The organism is Frigoribacterium sp. 9N (genome assembly GCF_902506305.1).
Lineage (GTDB): Bacteria > Actinomycetota > Actinomycetes > Actinomycetales > Microbacteriaceae > Frigoribacterium.
This window is the reverse complement of the sequence record NZ_LR733392.1, coordinates 2,371,091-2,383,819: the sequence shown is the minus strand read 5'-3', so window position 1 is coordinate 2,383,819 and position 12,729 is coordinate 2,371,091. Positions and strand designations below refer to the sequence as shown.

General features: G+C 66.0%; 14 protein-coding genes. 8 read left to right on the top strand and 6 right to left on the bottom strand.

Translation table 11 applies throughout. From position 1 onward, the window contains the following. Positions 1–37 precede the first annotated feature (37 nt). The 3 genes from ARTHRO9V_RS14280 (at position 38) to ARTHRO9V_RS14270 (ending at position 3,959) form a co-directional block, all read left to right on the top strand. Positions 38–985 carry a DUF1837 domain-containing protein gene (locus tag ARTHRO9V_RS14280; protein ID WP_159828128.1) on the top strand — a complete coding sequence of 316 codons (948 nt, stop codon included), beginning with the start codon at positions 38–40 and terminating at the stop codon, positions 983–985. Between the two features lie 98 nt (positions 986–1,083). Beyond that, positions 1,084–3,546, top strand: a complete 2,463-nt coding sequence (locus ARTHRO9V_RS14275; protein WP_201298952.1) for a DEAD/DEAH box helicase — start codon at positions 1,084–1,086, stop codon at positions 3,544–3,546. Positions 3,547–3,629: 83 nt separating this feature from the next. Then, complete coding sequence (locus ARTHRO9V_RS14270; protein WP_159828122.1) at positions 3,630–3,959, top strand: hypothetical protein; 330 nt, start codon at positions 3,630–3,632, stop codon at positions 3,957–3,959. Between the two features lie 90 nt (positions 3,960–4,049). Here the strand turns inward: ARTHRO9V_RS14270 and ARTHRO9V_RS14265 are convergent, their stop codons facing one another. Further along, positions 4,050–4,454: a hypothetical protein gene (locus tag ARTHRO9V_RS14265; protein WP_159828119.1), complete on the bottom strand. Its 405-nt coding sequence runs from the start codon at positions 4,452–4,454 to the stop codon at positions 4,050–4,052. Positions 4,455–4,608: 154 nt separating this feature from the next. Here ARTHRO9V_RS14265 and ARTHRO9V_RS14260 point away from each other — a divergent pair, with 154 nt between their 5' ends. The 4 genes from ARTHRO9V_RS14260 to ARTHRO9V_RS14245 all read left to right on the top strand — a co-directional run bounded on the left by ARTHRO9V_RS14260 (position 4,609) and on the right by ARTHRO9V_RS14245 (position 7,951). Next, the gene (locus ARTHRO9V_RS14260) at positions 4,609–5,496 is read left to right on the top strand and encodes a helix-turn-helix transcriptional regulator (protein WP_159828116.1); all 888 of its coding nucleotides are present in this window, start codon (positions 4,609–4,611) and stop codon (positions 5,494–5,496) included. A 77-nt stretch (positions 5,497–5,573) separates the two neighbouring features. Next, positions 5,574–6,785, top strand: coding sequence for an MFS transporter (locus ARTHRO9V_RS14255; protein ID WP_159828113.1), 1,212 nt, complete (start codon positions 5,574–5,576; stop codon positions 6,783–6,785). 146 nt (positions 6,786–6,931) lie between these two features. Next, positions 6,932–7,696: a hypothetical protein gene (locus tag ARTHRO9V_RS14250; protein ID WP_159828110.1), complete on the top strand. Its 765-nt coding sequence runs from the start codon at positions 6,932–6,934 to the stop codon at positions 7,694–7,696. A 33-nt stretch (positions 7,697–7,729) separates the two neighbouring features. After that, positions 7,730–7,951 (top strand): PLDc N-terminal domain-containing protein, encoded by a 222-nt coding sequence (locus tag ARTHRO9V_RS14245; protein ID WP_043594607.1) that lies wholly within the window; start codon positions 7,730–7,732, stop codon positions 7,949–7,951. A 191-nt stretch (positions 7,952–8,142) separates the two neighbouring features. On the opposite strand, the gene ARTHRO9V_RS14240 is transcribed toward ARTHRO9V_RS14245, so the two are convergent. From ARTHRO9V_RS14240 to ARTHRO9V_RS14225, 4 genes are all read right to left on the bottom strand, one after another. Then, positions 8,143–8,514 carry a DUF2255 family protein gene (locus ARTHRO9V_RS14240; RefSeq protein ID WP_056228190.1) on the bottom strand — a complete coding sequence of 124 codons (372 nt, stop codon included), beginning with the start codon at positions 8,512–8,514 and terminating at the stop codon, positions 8,143–8,145. A 110-nt stretch (positions 8,515–8,624) separates the two neighbouring features. Continuing rightward, positions 8,625–9,659 carry a zinc-binding dehydrogenase gene (locus tag ARTHRO9V_RS14235; protein WP_201298951.1) on the bottom strand — a complete coding sequence of 345 codons (1,035 nt, stop codon included), beginning with the start codon at positions 9,657–9,659 and terminating at the stop codon, positions 8,625–8,627. 144 nt (positions 9,660–9,803) lie between these two features. Next, the gene (locus ARTHRO9V_RS14230; RefSeq protein WP_159828107.1) at positions 9,804–10,142 is read right to left on the bottom strand and encodes a MoaF-related domain-containing protein; all 339 of its coding nucleotides are present in this window, start codon (positions 10,140–10,142) and stop codon (positions 9,804–9,806) included. A 56-nt stretch (positions 10,143–10,198) separates the two neighbouring features. Further along, entirely contained in the window at positions 10,199–11,146 is a 948-nt protein-coding gene (locus ARTHRO9V_RS14225; protein ID WP_159828104.1) for an NADP-dependent oxidoreductase, read from the bottom strand. A gap of 164 nt (positions 11,147–11,310) precedes the next feature. Here ARTHRO9V_RS14225 and ARTHRO9V_RS14220 point away from each other — a divergent pair, with 164 nt between their 5' ends. Then, the gene (locus ARTHRO9V_RS14220; RefSeq protein WP_159828101.1) at positions 11,311–12,147 is read left to right on the top strand and encodes a helix-turn-helix transcriptional regulator; all 837 of its coding nucleotides are present in this window, start codon (positions 11,311–11,313) and stop codon (positions 12,145–12,147) included. Positions 12,148–12,311: 164 nt separating this feature from the next. Here ARTHRO9V_RS14220 and ARTHRO9V_RS14215 read toward each other — a convergent pair whose 3' ends face one another. Continuing rightward, positions 12,312–12,656, bottom strand: coding sequence for a DUF2200 domain-containing protein (locus ARTHRO9V_RS14215; RefSeq protein ID WP_159828098.1), 345 nt, complete (start codon positions 12,654–12,656; stop codon positions 12,312–12,314). Positions 12,657–12,729: the final 73 nt, after the last annotated feature.

Below are 12,729 nucleotides of genomic sequence, written 5' to 3'. Positions count from 1 at the left end.
CCATTTCTAGGAGTGCGGTCGTCCGGAAGGAATAACTATGATTAGCGTCGCGGCCGCGCCACCTTCATTTCAGGACTCTCTCGCTGCCCTGGCTCGCGGAGAGCAAGCCGACCTCTCGCATCTGCTGCCGTCCTACGAACTCCCCGTTTCGTTGCCCGGCACCAAGACCACCGTGCGAACACATTTCGTGGCGGTGGACGCGAATGGAGAACCCGCCATCGACATGCTCGCCGATGTGATGGCGTTTGCAGCCATGGAGTTCTGCGTGCCCCGAACCCGGCTGGTACAGGCCGCAAAAAGCTTTGCAGACACAGGATCGCCGAGTCAGTTCGCTCGCCTCGAAAAGCAAGCTCGGGAGCTGTTTGTGGACGCTGATGGCACCGGGGAGGGTGGTGAGCTCTTGCTGTTTCTGCTCATGGAGAGGGTACTCAAACTGCCGCAACTGCTGGCCAAGATGTCCCTGAAAACAAACAGCAATGTCCACGTTCACGGTTCCGATGGAGTGCACGCCAGGCTCGGCTCAGACGGCGTACTCGAACTAAGCTGGGGAGAATCCAAGCTTTATAAATCGAACTCGGACGCGATCGCCGATTGCTTCGGAAGTATCGCTCCGTTCCTAGGTGCCGTCGATGACGCTCGACGACGGGATCTGTTGTTGGTTCGAGACAACCTGAACGTAGACGATGAGGCACTTGCAGCGCATATTCTGCAGTACTTCGACGAGACGAACCCCAAAGTTCTAGATGTGCGCTGGAATGGAGCATGCCTCATTGGATTCGACTACGCGACCTATCCGGACCTGAAAAAGATGGCCGATGATGAATCGCAACAAATCGCGAAGGCCGTCGAGAGATGGCACAAAAGTGTTTCCGGACGTCTGACCACGCATTCTCTTGTGGATGTAGCCATCGACGTTTTCTGTATCCCGTTTCCGAGCGTTGATGCTCTTCGCAAGAGTGTGCGGAAGAGCCTGGGGCTGTTGTGACTGCACTTCAAGACACGGTCTACGACTCGAAAAAGTACCAAGACATCATTCGAGCAATACGTCGGCAGACTCTGCAGCTTGAGTTTCCGATGATCAACGTGACTGACGCTTTGGCCGAAATCGATTGGAACTTTGCCCTTCTCTGCGCCAGCGCCCTCTCGACCACTCCTGGAGAGCGGTCTCAGAAAGCCGTATTGCGAATTGCAACCGCCTGTCTTGCACTCCCCGGATCAGACACCTCCCACAAGGAGGCAGCAGCTGCCCTTCTGGAACGTGCCGGCAATTTACGAGCTGTAGAGCTGGCTGAACGCCGGGGCCTCATTCATGAGGATTCTTGGCGAACGCTGCCTCCTCTCCTACGTCTCGAATCCATCAGGACTCAACTCCGTCTGTCTATTCCTCTGTCGAGCGGCGAGGACCTTTCAGTGAATTCTTTTCAAGAGAGTTTGTGGAGTGACGTAGACCAATATGACTGGGTGAGCGTTTCTGCACCAACGTCGGCCGGGAAGTCCCGTGTAATCAGGGAATGGTTTCTGGAGCAGCTTCGAGCGCGGAGCAAGCTGACCGCCGTTTATCTAGCTCCGACGCGCGCCCTGGTGGAAGAGGTATCGGCGGACTTCCGTCAGACGGTTCCAGGCGGCACGCGAGTGGTTGTTATGCCGTGGGACCCCGACCTGGAATCATCCACCTCACGCGTTTTGGTCCTCACGCAGGAGCGGCTTCATCTCATCCAGCAGGCGAGAAGCCCGTTCCCGATCGATCTTCTCTTCGTCGACGAGGCGCAGGGACTGGGTAGCGGAGACCGTGGCATCCTTCTGCGTCAGGTCATTGACCGCGCAGTCATTGATCACCCCGCGCTGCAAGTCATCTTCGCAAGCCCGCTGAGTGCAAATCCAGAACTACTCCTGACTGGCAAGCCGGATGACTCGCGCGGTCGTGCGGTTACGTCTGAAGCTGTAACCGTTAATCAGAATTTGGTTCGAGTGGAAGGTGTACCTCGAGCTCCGGCCAAAAGGACGGTTTCGCTCATTCACGAGGGTCAGCCCACGAAGGTGGCAGAATTTGAGTTAAATCAAAGGGCGACCAAAGTAGCGATGAGGCTGGCATACGTTGCCCATGCGTTAGGCGGAGATCGCGGCGGCAATATAGTGTATGTCAATGGCGCCAGCGATGCAGAGAAAGTTGCCCAGAATATTGTCGACTTGCTTCCAGTGGCAGAGCCGGACCCGGACATTGAAAATCTTAAGGATCTGATTCGGACCGCAGTCCACCAGAAGTACAGCTTGGCCGATGTCCTGGACAAGCGCGTGGCTTTTCATTACGGGAACATGCCGCTGGCGATTCGCGCGGAGATTAAGCGGCTATTCGGCCAAGGAAAAATCCATTATTTGGTTTGCACATCGACGCTGCTCGAAGGAGTCAATCTGCCATGCAGATCTATATTCATGCGGAACCCTCAGAAAGGTCGAGGGAAGGCTCTCAGTGAGGGTGATTTTTGGAATCTAGCGGGTCGTGCCGGTCGCTGGGGCAGAGAATTCCAAGGAAATATAGTATGTATTGATACCGACGATGAAAAACTTTGGCCAAACCTCCCCTCGGTACGCGGGAGATCCCAGCTAAAGCTCGCCACAGAGCATGTACTTGCAAATCCATCTGACTTCTTGTCTTACCTGCGCGGCAACAGCCCGATAAGTGGGTCAGGCGGCTCCTCCGAAAATCTCTTTTCTTATCTCTCGAACATCTCGGCGACGGGGATGGACTTGGAGGGACACCTCCGCTTCGTCCAAGATCCTCATGAACGCGACGAGGTGGAGCACGCAATAGAGCGGGCGATAGCGCGCATTGAATACCCAGTCGAATTGATCTCGCGCCACGCGGGCATATCTCCACTTTCAATGCAGAGGCTGCTCGAGCAGTTTCGGGCCGCTTCCAGCGACCCAAATGAGCTCGCTTTGCCTCTCCCAGAAGAAGACGAATCCCGGGACAGGTTCCAGGATGCTCTTCGCCTTCTTGGCGCAACCATCACGCAGGCTTTTGGGGGCGCGGTCGGGCCAGGCGAAAATGACAAGCGCAAGTGGCAACTGGCCAATCTGATCGTCAATTGGATGAACGGCCTCCCCCTTGCTCGACTCATCGAGCAGAGGGTCAATAACAGAGTGCCTTTGGCAAAAGCGATACGCGACGTTATGGCCGATGTCGAAACTGTGGCCCGCTTTCAGGCCCCAAAATACTTGACGTGTTACTCGGACATTCTGTCCGCTTACGGCCGCGAGCTTGGAATCGAGCAAGTTGGGCACGGCCAAGACATCACGATGCTGCTCGAGCTAGGCGTGTCTCGACCCAGTGAGGTCATTCTGATGTCCCTGGGAATGTCTCGAATGGCGACCGTAGCTCTGTCGGACTATTTGACCGTTGACGACTGGACGCCAGACGAGGGCCTTAGGTGGCTTGCGGATCTAAATTTCGAGGGCTTGGACATTCCCGTGCTCATCCAGCGTGAAATTGCACAGTTGCTAGTGGCCTACGACGAACGGCTATCTCTCCCGAAGGAACCTGCTTAGGGATGCTCTTGGCGCCGGAACAAGAGCCACGGAGGTAGCGTGCCTCACGGTGACGGTTCAGGTATTTATCCGAGACGGCTCCGGTGCCCGACCTCACCGGGTCGTGGAAGCAGACCAACTCGGGGAGCGAGAACGCGTGCCAAGCGGCGACGATCACCGGCGACACCATTTCGATCAACTGGGTCAGCGACGGTGGCGACACCGAGTCGATCTACTGGGTCGGCACCTTCACGCCTCCCACCGACGACGCGTCGCCTTACACATGGACCTCGGCCCGCGACGCCGCCGCGACCGACTCAGCCATGCTCGCCTCGACCGACGACACGAAGGAGTTCACCGCCGACGGCGGCGAGCTCAGCTACAAGGCCAGCCTGATGGGGACCACGACGACCGTCCGTCTCGAAAAACAGTAGGCACGCCGACGCGACCCTCCGGCCGCGAGGGGAGGGCGGTCGTCAAGGCGAACCGCGCCGCGGCCCCACTCTGGGTCCGCATGCGCCCGATCAGCTGCAGGTGTAGGTGACGCCGTCGACGACGTGGGTGCCCGGGCCGAGGTCCGCGCAGGTCTCGAGGAGGGTCGAGGCGCCGACGATGGCCGCGACGATGAACGCGAGGGTGAGCAGCAGCACCACGATCGAGATGATGATGCCGGCGAGTGAGAGGCCTCGGGGCTGACCGGCTCGGCCGAGGCGGCGGAACGAGATCGTGCTCATGATGAGGCCGGCGATCGCCAGGAAGCCGAAGAACGACAGCACGAAGCCGGCGATCTCGAACCCACGCGACGGTCGCTGGACCGCCCCTCCGTCGGGCCCCGACCCAGGCGCCTGCGGCGCGCCCCCGTACTGCTGCCCGCCGTACTGCTGGCCCTGCTGACCCTGCTGCCCGTCTTTATCGCGTCCGTCAGTCATCTCGGTCCCCCGTCGTCGAGTGGTGCTGGTGCCACGACCCTACCGAGGTACTGAGCGAGCGTCACGACCTCCGCCTCAGCGCCGTGCCGGGCCCCGCCGAACCAGGTCCCGACAGGGCCTGGTTGCGCCGAACCACCGTCCGTAGGGTCGAACCATGGACAACCGAGCCGAGGTCCGCGACTTCCTCGCCACCCGCCGCGCACGCCTCTCGCCCGAACAGGCCGGCGTCGTCAGCGCCGGCGGCCAGCGACGCGTCCCCGGGCTCCGCCGCGACGAGGTCGCCCGCCTCGCCGGCGTCAGCGTCGACTACTACACCCGACTCGAACGCGGCAACCTCGGCGGGGTCTCCGACAGCGTCCTCGACGCCATCGCCCGCGCCCTCGGCCTGGACCAGGCCGAAACCGACCACCTCTACGACCTCGCCCGCGCCTCCGTTCCCTCCCGCCGCAAGCCCCCGGTCACCAGCGAACAGAAGATCGCCCAGTCCCCGGTGCAGCACCTGCTCGACGCCATGACCGGCGCCGTCGCGATGGTCACCAACACCCGCATGGACCTCGTCGCCGCCAACGCCCTCGGCTTCGCCCTGTACTCGGACATGTACCGCAGCACCCTGCGCCCCGCCAACCACTCGCGCTACATCTTCCTCGACCCCGGCGCCCACGACTTCTACCCCGACTGGGAGCGCGCGGCCGCCGTCAACGTCGCCATCCTCCGACGCGACGCCGGCCGCAACCCCCACGACCCCGGCATCACCGCCCTCGTCGGCGAACTGTCCATCCGCAGCGACGAGTTCCGCGCCCGCTGGGCCGCCCACGACGTCCGCCGCCACTACACCGGCGCGAAGGAGTTCCGGCACCCGGTCGTCGGCCTGCTCGAGCTGGACTTCCAGGTGATGGAACTCCAGGACACCCCCGGGCACTCGCTCACCGTCTACACGGCCGTCCCGGGCTCCGCGTCCGACGAGGGGCTGCGCCTCCTCGCCTCGTGGGCGGCGACCGAGGGCGTCGTCGAACGCGCCCGGTCCGCCGACCCCGTCGCCTGACCCGCGCCTCCTTCTTTCTCCCGCACCACCGGGCTCACCCCCAGGAGGCGCATCCCCGCGCCCGAAAGGACCTCACCATGTCGACAGCGCCCGTCCCCACCCGCGTGCCCCGCGCCTCCGTCGCCGGAGGGCCCGTCGAACGGCTGCCGGTGTTCTCGCTGGTCGTCCTGGCGACGATGGGGTTCATCCTCGTCGCGATGGAGACGATGCCGGCCGGCCTGCTGCCCGTCATCGCGGACGGCCTCGACACGAGCGAGGGCGCCGTGGGACTGCTCATCAGCGCCTACGCACTCGGCACCGTGGTCGCGACCGTGCCGGCCATCACGTTGACCCGGGGGATGCGACGCAAGCCGCTCCTCCTGATCGCGATCACCGGCCTGGTCGTGGCGAACACGGTGACGGCGCTCTCGCCCGTCATCGCCCTCGCCCTCGTGTCGCGGTTCGTGGCCGGCGCGTTCTCGGGAGTCATCTGGGGCATGCTCGCGGCCTACGGACGCCGGATCAGCCCGCCCGACCGTGCCGGACTGTCGCTCGCGATCGTCTCGGCGGGTGCGCCCGTCGGCTTCGCGTTCGGGACGCCGCTGGGCTCGTGGCTCGGGACGGCCTTCGACTGGCGGTGGTCGTTCGGGGGGCTGACCCTGCTCGGGGTCGTCGTCTTCGCGCTCGTGGCGAGCATCGTCCCGGACGCGGCAGCGGCACCGGCGGGGGCACGGCTCTCGCTCGGGCGGGTGTTCCGCATCCCGGGGATCGCCGTGATCCTGGCCGTCATCGCCGCGTGGATGCTCGCCCACAACACGATCTACACCTACGTCTCGCCGTACCTGCGGGCCGGTGGGTCGGGGCTCGGCGTCGACGTCACGCTGCTGATCTACGGCATCGCCTCGATCGGCGGGATCGTCGTCACCGGGGCGCTGCTCGACCGGCACCCGCGGGCGCTGCTGCACGGCAGCGTCGCCGTGTTCGTCGTCGCGGGGATCGTCCTGCTCGTCGGCCACGCGTCGGTGCCGGCCGTGATCGTCGCCGCGGTGCTCTGGGGCGTCACGTTCGGAGGCGCGTCGGCCCAGCTGCAGGCGGCACTCACCACCGTCGGCGGCGACAATGCCGACGTCGCGAACGCCTTCCTGCCGGTGGCGTTCAACGTGGCGATCTTCTTCGCGGGGATCGTCGGGGCGGCCTTGCTGACCGTGGCGGACGGGCTCGTGCTGCCGGTGCTGATGATCGGGTTCGGGGTCGTGGCGTTCGCGCTGACGGTGTACGGGCGGCGCAACGCGTTCCCCGGGGCGCCCTGATCGGCTCGGCCCTGGGCATCATCGATGCTCACCTCCTCAACGGCAAGGGGAAGAAAGTGCAGCAGATGCAACATCTCGAGCGGGGTTGAAAAAGCAGACCTCTTTGTATGTTTGGGACTTCGACGCACAGTTAGAGGGGGAATTGCATGAAGAAGCAGATGGTAGGCCTCAGTGTTGCGGCAGCAGTTTGCGTTTTGGGGACCACGTTGATGGGAGCGCCGGCGATCGCCGCCCCGGCGGGTGTGAGCCAGGTCGAACTCGAGAAGACGAAGTCGTCTCTCACAGCTTCCGACATCGCTCCGGCGCAGCAGGCCGAGTTGTTGCAGAAAGTCACAGACGGCGAGCTGTGGGACGCCGCGTCTGGCAAGGCTGCGGTGTCGTCGACCACGAAGCAGCAGGGCGACTACAAGGTGACGAAGGACGTCTACGCAGACGGTTCCTACACCGAGATGGGCATTGAGCAGGGGCGCCAAGCTAGTCCCGCCGAACTGCAGGCCATCATCGCTCAGGCGAAGCCGTTCTTGGACGGAACCGCCAAGAGCAATGTCGTGCTGCCACCCAAGACGGGTGGAGTCTCCACTCAAGCCCAGGGCGTCAGCAACTGTGTCTTCGGTAACAATGGAGGCGTTCGCTACGCGCAGAGCTGCCACGTCTACTACCACGGTGTCACGTGGAGTAACAGTTTCAACGCGAATTACCAGATCACCCCGACGTCGTCCAAGTCGCAGCTCATCGCGAATTCCAACAAGGTCGTCACCGTGCTGGCCGTCTCGAATGAGATCGCGTTCTCACGAAACAACGGCCGCGACATCCGTCACCAGTTCAACCTGTCTGCCGGGGGATGGGGCAACACCCCGTTCTGGCTCGACCTGCGGACGACCACCGGTGGGGCATCCGTCGCCCGCGCCTAAAATAGAACGTAAGTTAGGAAGAAGGAGAACTTCATGTTCGGACTCGCGCCACTCGACCTTTTCTGGTCCGTAGTCCTCTTGGCTGGCTTGGTTCTCCTCGTCAGTGCCATCGTCTCCATCGTTCGCGACAAGGCGATGTCGGCACAGATGATGACCATCTGGCTCATCGTGGTCGTCGTGGCCCCCGTTGTCGGGCCACTGGTGTGGTTCGCCCTTCGGGGATCGCTTCACAAGAATGCGGCGAGGACCAGCTAACCCGCAGATGCGACCGGGGAGACCGCCATCCGTGCCCGGATGGCGGTCTCTCCTGTCTGCGGCACGGCATGCGACGCGACGCCCTGCTCTGTTGAACGGGCGCGCGTCGTGCCGACGTGACCACCGACGGCGGCGAAGGGGCTCCGCAGAACGTGCGGAGCCCCTTCGTCGAACCGGTGTCGTAGCGACGCTCAGCGCGGACTGATCTTCACCGTCGCCGCGACGGTCTTCGCGGTGAGCATGGGAGGCAGGTACGGGCTGCCGTGGTACTTCGCCTCGTACGCGGCGTCGACCAGGTCGTCGGCGACCCCCGCAGCGGCCTCGAACGTGACGTCGTGTTCGTCGCCCGCGGCGCGGATGCGTCCTGCTCCCTGCTTCATCGCGGCTCGATACCACCGGGACGAGGTCCCGTTGTAGGCGCGGACGAAGAGCGCGTCGTCGACGACCACGGACCAGATCCAGGTGGGGGTGCCGTGGGTCACGCCGTCGTCCCGCAAGGGAGAGACGTGCAGGTCGTCGGTACCGCCGATGGCGGCCAGGGTGGCTGGGTCGAAGGTGGGCATCGTGAGACTCCTTCTGAGCTCGAGGGGAGGGGGGAGGGGTGGAGCGGCCGGACCGGTCGTCTCCGGGGAGGAGGAGGCGCCCGCTCGCTGGACAGGCGCCTCCTCGGTCGTCACGGGCGGATGAGAACCTTGAGTGCCTCGCGGGAGTCCATCAGGCGGTAGCCCTCGGCGATCTCCGACAGGGGCAGCTCGCGGTCGAACACCCGGCCCGGGTCGATGGTGCCGTCGAGCACCTGCGGGATGGCGGCCTCGAGGTAGGCGCGCACCGTGGCGGGGCCACCGGTCAGGGTCGCGTTCTTGCCGAACAGCGAGGTGAAGCCGACCGGCGCCTCCTCGTATTGGGGCACGCCCACGCGGCTGATGGTGCCGCCGGGACGGACGATGCCGTAGGCCTGCTCGTAGGCGGGCATGTGACCGACGGCCTCGAGGACGACGTGCGAGCCCTCGCCGCCGGTGATCTCCATGACCTTCGCGACACCCTCGGCACCGCGTTCGGCGACGACATGGGTGGCGCCGAACTCGCGACCGAGGTCGGTGCGGGCGGTGTGGCGGCCCATCAGGATGATCGTCTCGGCACCGAGCTGCTTCGAGGCGAGGACGGCGGAGAGACCGACGGCGCCGTCGCCGATCACGGTGACCGTCTTGCCCGGGCCGACCTGCCCCTGCACCGCGGCGTGGTAGCCCGTGAGGTAGACGTCGGACAGGGTCAACAGGCTCGGCATGAGTGCCTCGTCCGTGCCGGCAGGGACCTTGACGGCGGTGCCGTCGGCCTCGGGGACGATGAGCTTCTCGGCCTGGGTCGCCGAGGGCGCACCGTCGAAGAAGCCGCCGTGCACGCACGAGGTGGTGATGCCGTCGCGGCAGAACGGGCAGGTGCCGTCCGACCAGGCGAACGGCACGATGACGGTGTCGCCGACGACGAGGGTGCGGACGTCGTCACCGATCTCTTCGACGACGCCGATGGCCTCGTGGCCCATGCGGCGGCCCTCGGGGGTGTCGCCGAGGTCGTGGTACGGGTGCAGGTCCGAGCCGCAGACGCAGGCGTAGGTGACGCGGATCAAGGCCTCGGTGGGCTTCTGGATGACGGGGTCGGGGACGTCTTCGACGCGGACGTCGCCGGCGCCGTACATGACTGTTGCCTTCATGGTGTTCCTTTCAGGGGTGTCGAGTCGGGGTCGACGGTAGGCGGGGCGCCACGAGGCAGGGAGGCCCGCTCAGGGCCTCCCTGCCTCGGCACGGGTGGACGGCGGAGGCATCGGAACCGGTGCCGGTGCCGGTGCCAGCCGGGGTCAGCGGACGCGGGTCCAGGTGCCGTGCAGCTGGACGAACTCGCCGCCGATGACGGAGCTCGCCATGCAGGCGCCGTTCGTGTAGTCCTCGATGTGGGTGACGTGGTCGCCCGAGTCGGGCTCGGTCCAGCGGACGACGTGCAGGCCGTCGCGGACCTTCGTGGTGGTGTACTCCATCGTCTCGTGACGGCCCTCGATGGCACCGCCCGTGACGAGGAACGAGACCTGGGTCTCGGTGTCGAAGGTGATCTCGACGGTGAAGTGGCCGAGGGGCGTGTCGGAGCCGAGGTCGGCGAGCCAGGTCTGTCCGACGCTGGGGAGGGGTGCGGCGATGTCCATGGGATGTCCTTCTCTGGTGGTGGTGCTGGTGGGTCGGGGAGTGGGGATCGGGTGGGTCAGAACTCGAGGACCAGACGGCCGCGGAGGCCGCCCTGCTCGAGCCGGGCGTGGGCGGTCGAGGCGTCGGCCGCCGGGAGGGTGCCGGCGACACGGGTCGCGATCTCACCTCGGTCGGCCAGCTGCGCGAGTGCGCTGATGACGTCGTGGCGACGGTGGGACCGCATCACGTACGACGAGAAGACCTGGACGTCACGGCCGGGGGTGCTGTCGGTGGGGAGGTAGAACGCCGCCTGTCCTCCGTCGCGGACGGCACCGAAGACGGATTCGCCGACGATCGCCGGGTCGGCGAGGGCGTCGGCGCCACGGCCCCCGGTCAGGGCGAGGACGCCTGTGGCGAAGTCCTCGCCGCGGTCGATGACGTGGGTCGCCCCGAAGCCCCGGACGAGTTCCGCTTCCGCCTCGGATGCCGAGGCGATGACGGGGATGCCTCGGCGGGCGGCGAGCTCGACGAGGTAGCCGCCCACGGCTCCGGTGGCACCGGTCACGGCGAGGGTCGCTCCGGGGTCGAGCGCGAGGTGCTCGAGCGTGATCTCGGCGGTCAGGGCGTTGGAGAGGAACGACGCCCCCTCGACGAACGTGAGGTCGCCGGGCAGCCGGGTGACCGATTCCGCCGGGAGGACGACGTGTTCGCTGTAGCCACCGTGGCTGCCCTCGGGGACCACGAACCCGATGACCGCGTCCCCGAGCTGCAAGCCCTCGTCGGTGGCGAGGTCGTCGCCGAGCTCGTCGACGACGCCGGTGACGTCCGTTCCGGGGACGACCGGTTCGACGACGGCGCCGTCGTTGCCGGCGAAGCCGCCGGAGCGGATGATCGTGTCGACCGGGTTCACGGCCGCGGCGCGGACGCGGATGCGGACCTCTCCGGGCCCTGCGTGGGGTTCGGGGACGTCCACGGGGTGGAGGACGCTCGGTCCTCCGAATGCGGTGAGGCCGATGGCCTTCATGGTGTCCTCCTGTCGCCACCGAAAGGGGATCTTCCGGTGTCGTGAGATCACGTTGCCACTCGCATCCGGCGCTCCACAGGGGAAGGAAAATGACCCCCCAGCTCGTCGCTCGCGGCAGGACCGACGCTCCCGCCGTCACTCCGGAGGTCTGGCAGGATCGGCGCATGGCAGCGGAACCGAAATGGCGAGAGCTCGGCGACTTCCTCCGTGCCCGGCGAGCGGAATTGCAGCCCCACGACCTCGGTCTGACGGACGACGAGCACCCCCGACGCGTCCCCGGACTGCGCCGCGAGGAGGTCGCCCGGGCCGCCTCCATCAGCACGGATTACTACACGCGTCTCGAGCAGGGACGACTCCCGGCGTCGGCGCCCGTGCTCGACGATCTCGCTCGGGTCCTCCGACTCGGCCCGGATGAGCGGGCTTACCTGGCCGGACTGGCCGGGAAGGTCCTGCCCGACGACGCGCCTCGTGTGTCGGTGGGAGTCGCCCCCTTCGTCCTGAGGATGATCGACGACCTCGGCGCCACCCCGGTCTTCGTCATGGGCCCCCGGACCGAGATCGTCGCGTGGAACCCCATGGCGGCGTCCCTCATCACCGACTTCTCGGCCGTCCCCGAGGGCGAGCGGTACTTCATCCGCCTGTTGTTCACCGATCCCGCCCTCCGCACCCTGTACTCGGACTGGCTCGGGGTGGTCGACCTCGCCCTCGCGCAGTTGCGGATGGACAGTGCCCGGGACCCGGAGGACCCGCGGCTCCAGGCCCTGATCGCCGAGCTCGTCGCCCTCGGCACCGAGTTCGCGGGGCTCTGGACGGCGCACGAGGTGGCGACGCGCGGCACGGGCACCAAGGTGTTGCGGCATCCCGTCGTGGGGGAGCTGACGCTCGACTGGGGAGCCCTCGATGCCGGAGGCGGCCACACGGCCATCGTCTGGACGGCGGAACCCGGGTCGCCCTCGCAGGAGGGGCTGCGGCGTCTCGCCGACCTCGGAGCCGCCGCATGACGCTCATGATCAGCGGTGAGCGCCGCGCGCGCTGATCGACCCGTCGACGGTCGTCCGGAGCCCCGGTCGCGACGACGCGACCACCGCAGGAGGCGCGGTGCCGGTTCGAACCGCACCGCGCCTCCTCGGCGACTTCCTGGGGTCTCGGCGTCACCGCCGACGCCTCACTCCTGCCGCAGTACCTTCGCCATCGGGCGGCCGCGCGCGACCTCGTCCACGAGCTTGTCGAGGCGGCGGATGTTCGCGGTCAGCTCGTCGTCGAGGGCCTCGATGCGGACGCCGCAGATGACACCCGTCACGAGCGAGGCCCGGGGGTTGAGGTCGGCGGCCGCGAAGAAGTCGCGGAACGTGGTGCCGTCGGCGACGTGCCGGTCGATCTGCTGCTGGTCGTAACCGGTCAGCCACGTCACGACCTCGTCGACCTCGGCCTTCGTGTGGCCCTTGCGCTCGACCTTGGCCACGTACAGGGGATGGACCCTGGCGAACGGCATGTCGTCCAAGCGACTCATGCCGGAATCGTACGCGGGCCGGTCGACCGGCACCGCGCCTCCTCGGCTCAGACCCCAGGAAGGCGTCGAGACC

Bases quoted from the DNA above. Each gene is read 5' to 3' on its own strand.
- ARTHRO9V_RS14260 (WP_159828116.1), top strand. From the start codon at position 4,609: ATGGACAACCGAGCCGAGGTCCGCGACTTCCTCGCCACCCGCCGCGCA.
- ARTHRO9V_RS14280 (WP_159828128.1), top strand. From the start codon at position 38: ATGATTAGCGTCGCGGCCGCGCCACCTTCATTTCAGGACTCTCTCGCT.
- ARTHRO9V_RS14225 (WP_159828104.1), bottom strand. From the start codon at position 11,146: ATGAAGGCCATCGGCCTCACCGCATTCGGAGGACCGAGCGTCCTCCAC.
- ARTHRO9V_RS14215 (WP_159828098.1), bottom strand. From the start codon at position 12,656: ATGAGTCGCTTGGACGACATGCCGTTCGCCAGGGTCCATCCCCTGTAC.
- ARTHRO9V_RS14255 (WP_159828113.1), top strand. From the start codon at position 5,574: ATGTCGACAGCGCCCGTCCCCACCCGCGTGCCCCGCGCCTCCGTCGCC.
- ARTHRO9V_RS14230 (WP_159828107.1), bottom strand. From the start codon at position 10,142: ATGGACATCGCCGCACCCCTCCCCAGCGTCGGACAGACCTGGCTCGCC.
- ARTHRO9V_RS14265 (WP_159828119.1), bottom strand. From the start codon at position 4,454: ATGACTGACGGACGCGATAAAGACGGGCAGCAGGGTCAGCAGGGCCAG.
- ARTHRO9V_RS14240 (WP_056228190.1), bottom strand. From the start codon at position 8,514: ATGCCCACCTTCGACCCAGCCACCCTGGCCGCCATCGGCGGTACCGAC.
- ARTHRO9V_RS14250 (WP_159828110.1), top strand. From the start codon at position 6,932: ATGAAGAAGCAGATGGTAGGCCTCAGTGTTGCGGCAGCAGTTTGCGTT.
- ARTHRO9V_RS14245 (WP_043594607.1), top strand. From the start codon at position 7,730: ATGTTCGGACTCGCGCCACTCGACCTTTTCTGGTCCGTAGTCCTCTTG.
- ARTHRO9V_RS14235 (WP_201298951.1), bottom strand. From the start codon at position 9,659: ATGAAGGCAACAGTCATGTACGGCGCCGGCGACGTCCGCGTCGAAGAC.
- ARTHRO9V_RS14220 (WP_159828101.1), top strand. From the start codon at position 11,311: ATGGCAGCGGAACCGAAATGGCGAGAGCTCGGCGACTTCCTCCGTGCC.